The organism is Sphingobium sp. FW305-3-2-15-F-TSA7 (assembly GCF_058787155.1).
Map to the genome: position 1 here is coordinate 1 of NZ_JBYSZM010000004.1, position 3,095 is coordinate 3,095.

Here is a 3,095-nt window from a genome sequence, read left to right on the forward strand (position 1 = left end):
GAGCGGCCCCGGCGATTGAGTCCTAGCGTCCCCCGCCCAACCGCATCGAAAGCTCGACATCGTCGGCGAAGGGCACCGACAGATACCCCCGCGCGGGATCGCGCACGCGTGCGAGATAGTCGGGCGACCAGTCGGCATTGTCGGCCAGGATCAGCGCGCCGGGCGCGAGGAACGGTTCGGCGAGATCGAGGATCGCGGGATAAAGCCCCTTGGCGCCGTCGAGCAGCAGCAGGTCGATCCGTTCGGGCAGGTCGCGTGCCAGCGTATCGAGCGCATCGCCCTCGCGGATCTCGACGAGGTCGGCGAAACCGGCGTCCGCCACGGTCGCCCGCGCGGCGGCGACCTTGCCGGGCTCGAACTCGCTGGAGATCAGCCGCGCGCCGCCCGCTTCGCCCCAATTGTCGCGGAGCGCCGCGGCGAGGTGCAGCGTCGAGACGCCGAACGAAGTGCCGAACTCGACGATGTTGCGCGCACGGCTGCTGAGCGCAAGCATGTAGAGCAGCCGCCCCGTTTCGCGCGAGACCGCAAGGTGTGCGTCCTTCATCCAGGTATAGAGATCGAGATAGCCTTCTTTATCCGCCATCATCGCGGCGCGCTGGGCTTCGGGAACGGACTGGATCTGGCTTTGCACCCTGGCCGTCGACGCATCGGCATCGGCGAACAGACGGTCGAGCAGCGCCGCGAGCGGCGCTTGCGTAAGCGTGTTCATCATGGATTTTCCTTGGTCTGGATTGACGTGCCGGCCGGGCGAGCAGAATATGCGACGGATTCGTCGCATTTCCTATTCGCGTTCCGGAGCCTGCCCATGACCGCGATACGAAAACCCCGGATTTCCTCGCGAAAACAGCCACGCCAGGCCCGTTCGACCCAGTTGGTCGCCGACATATTGCAGGCCGCGGTTCAGGTTCTGGCGACCGAGGGCGCCGCACGTTTCACCACCGCGCGAGTGGCCGAGCGTGCAGGCGTGAGCGTCGGTTCGATCTACCAATATTTCCCCAACAAGGCGGCGATCCTGTTCCGGCTGCAGGCCGACGAATGGCGAGAGACCTCGGCCATGCTCCAGTCGCTGTTGACTTTACCCGGCCTGACGCCGGTCGAGCGGCTGCGCGCCGCGATCCGGGCTTTCTTCCGTTCCGAATGCGAGGAAGCGGCAATGCGGATCGCCCTGGCCGATGCCGCCCCGCTCTACCGCGACGCACCGGAAACGCACGCCCACCGCCGGGCCGGTATGCGGACAATGGCGGCCTTCTGGCGTGAAGCCCTGCCCGATGCGACGCGCGACCAGCGCCGGCGCGCTGCGGACATCATATCGATCGCGCTGGAATCGATCGGCAAGACGATCTCCGAACGCAACTGGCCGATCGAAACCATCGACGACTATGCCGATGCAGCAGGGGACATGGTCGTCGCCTATCTCGATCGCCTGCCCCGCGATCGAGCGGCGCGGTTCTCGGATTAAACGCGCCCCTGCCGCTCGCCATCGCGCCGGTCACCCTGCTCCGCCGCGCGATCGGCGGCGGCGATCAGGCGCGTGCCCATTTCACGCGCGGCGCGCGGCGTCAGCGACAGCGCGACCCCATCGGGGCCGTCGATCATGACTTCGCCACCTTCCACGGTCACAATGCCGGGAGTGTCGAATGGCGTGTTGCTATGCATTCCGGCCGTGCTCCCTATATCCCCGAAAGGAGGAAACCCCTCGGCGGAACAACGAGTTCCGTCAGCGGGGAAAGCCGCCGAGATGGAGATAGAAGGGATCGAAGTCAGCCGCGGCGGCAAGCCCGTCCGGATCGAGGATCTCGACCGTCTTCGCCTTGAATCGCGCCAGCTTCGCCTCGCGCAACTGCCGCAGCACGCGATTCACATGGACAGATGTGAGTCCACAGGCATCGGCGATATCGACCTGGCTGAGCGGCAGTGAATAGCTGTTGCCGCTGGTACGCTCCACCACCTTCATCCGCGCATGAAGTTCGCACAGCAGATGGGCGACACGTTCCTTCGCGGTCCGCCTGCCGACCGTCAGCACCCATTCGCGATGGAGCGCGGCGTCGAGCAAGGTGCTGAGCCACAGCATCCGCCCAAGATGGGGCTGCGTCTCGGTAATCGCGCGCAGCCCGACATGCGGGAACATCGCGATGCGCGCCGGGGTCAGCGCCACCACGTCATGTTCGAGCCGTTGAACGAGGAAGCTGTGCAGATCGACGAAATCGCCCGGGACATGAAGCGCGACGATCTGGCGGCGCCCGTCGGACAGCGTGATCTGCCGTGCGACGATTCCGTCGAGCAGCAAATGACTCTGTGTCTGGGGCTGGCGCTCATGCACCAATATCTCCTTCGCGCGCACATCGCGAAAGCCGGCACAGGCCCGCTCCAGCACGCGCTCCTCATCCTCCGACACCGTATCCCGGCACCGCAGCTTCAGGAATTGTGCGGCAAGTTCGCCTTGAGTGGCCATCATCGCTCCATCGATCACGCCCTGACATAGACGCTCCGATGCGATCATACGAGTGTCGACAAAGGCTATGGTCGAACGCCTCGTTCCCGGGCACGGCGCAGCGTGGCGGCCGATGGCTTGATCGTCCTGACCTGGGTGGCGCGGTCGACATCGACCAGGCCGAAACGCTGGCGATAACCGAACAGCCATTCGAAATTGTCGAGCAGCGACCAGTAGAAATAGCCGCGCACATCCGCACCATCGGCGATCGCGTCGGCCAGCCCGGCGATGGCGATGTCGATAAAGACGGCGCGTCGCGCATCATCGTCGCCGGCATAGCCGTTTTCGGTGACGATCATCGGCACCGACCAGCGGCTGGAAACCCAGCGGCACACCGCGCCCAGCGCTTCGGGTCGATCCTCCCAACCCATCGAGGTCAGCGTGGCGCCCGCCGGCACCCCGATACTGCCATCGGCACGCGATACGGTCCGCGAATAGGTCTGGATGCCGACAAAATCGTCATGCGCCACAGCATCGAGGAACGGCGCATAGAAATAGGCGTATCGCGCGTTGCGATAGGCTTCGCCGCCCGGTTCGGCGGTTTCCTCGGAAATGGCCAGCGTCATCCCGACCGGAACCTCGGGGCGCGACGCCTTGATCGCGT

At 65.3% G+C, this 3,095-nt stretch carries 5 protein-coding genes; 1 reads left to right on the top strand and 4 read right to left on the bottom strand.

What is annotated here, in order from left to right; all coding sequences use genetic code 11:
• Nucleotides 1-22: 22 nt before the first annotated feature.
• Nucleotides 23-712 (bottom strand): O-methyltransferase, encoded by a 690-nt coding sequence (locus tag AC3WN8_RS03645; protein WP_492668024.1) that lies wholly within the window; start codon nt 710-712, stop codon nt 23-25.
• Between the two features lie 93 nt (nt 713-805).
• On the opposite strand from AC3WN8_RS03645, the gene AC3WN8_RS03650 reads away from it, so the two are divergent.
• Nucleotides 806-1,459, top strand: coding sequence for a TetR/AcrR family transcriptional regulator (locus AC3WN8_RS03650; RefSeq protein WP_492668025.1), 654 nt, complete (start codon nt 806-808; stop codon nt 1,457-1,459).
• On the opposite strand, the gene AC3WN8_RS03655 is transcribed toward AC3WN8_RS03650, so the two are convergent.
• From AC3WN8_RS03655 to AC3WN8_RS03665, 3 genes are all read right to left on the bottom strand, one after another.
• Complete coding sequence (locus AC3WN8_RS03655; protein ID WP_492668026.1) at nt 1,456-1,656, bottom strand: hypothetical protein; 201 nt, start codon at nt 1,654-1,656, stop codon at nt 1,456-1,458. The two genes, AC3WN8_RS03650 and AC3WN8_RS03655, sit on opposite strands and share 4 nt — an antisense overlap.
• A 61-nt stretch (nt 1,657-1,717) precedes the next feature.
• The gene (locus AC3WN8_RS03660) at nt 1,718-2,452 is read right to left on the bottom strand and encodes a Crp/Fnr family transcriptional regulator (protein WP_492668027.1); all 735 of its coding nucleotides are present in this window, start codon (nt 2,450-2,452) and stop codon (nt 1,718-1,720) included.
• Between the two features lie 65 nt (nt 2,453-2,517).
• Nucleotides 2,518-3,095: family 1 glycosylhydrolase (locus AC3WN8_RS03665; protein WP_492668028.1), on the bottom strand; the 578-nt coding region annotated here is incomplete at its 5' end.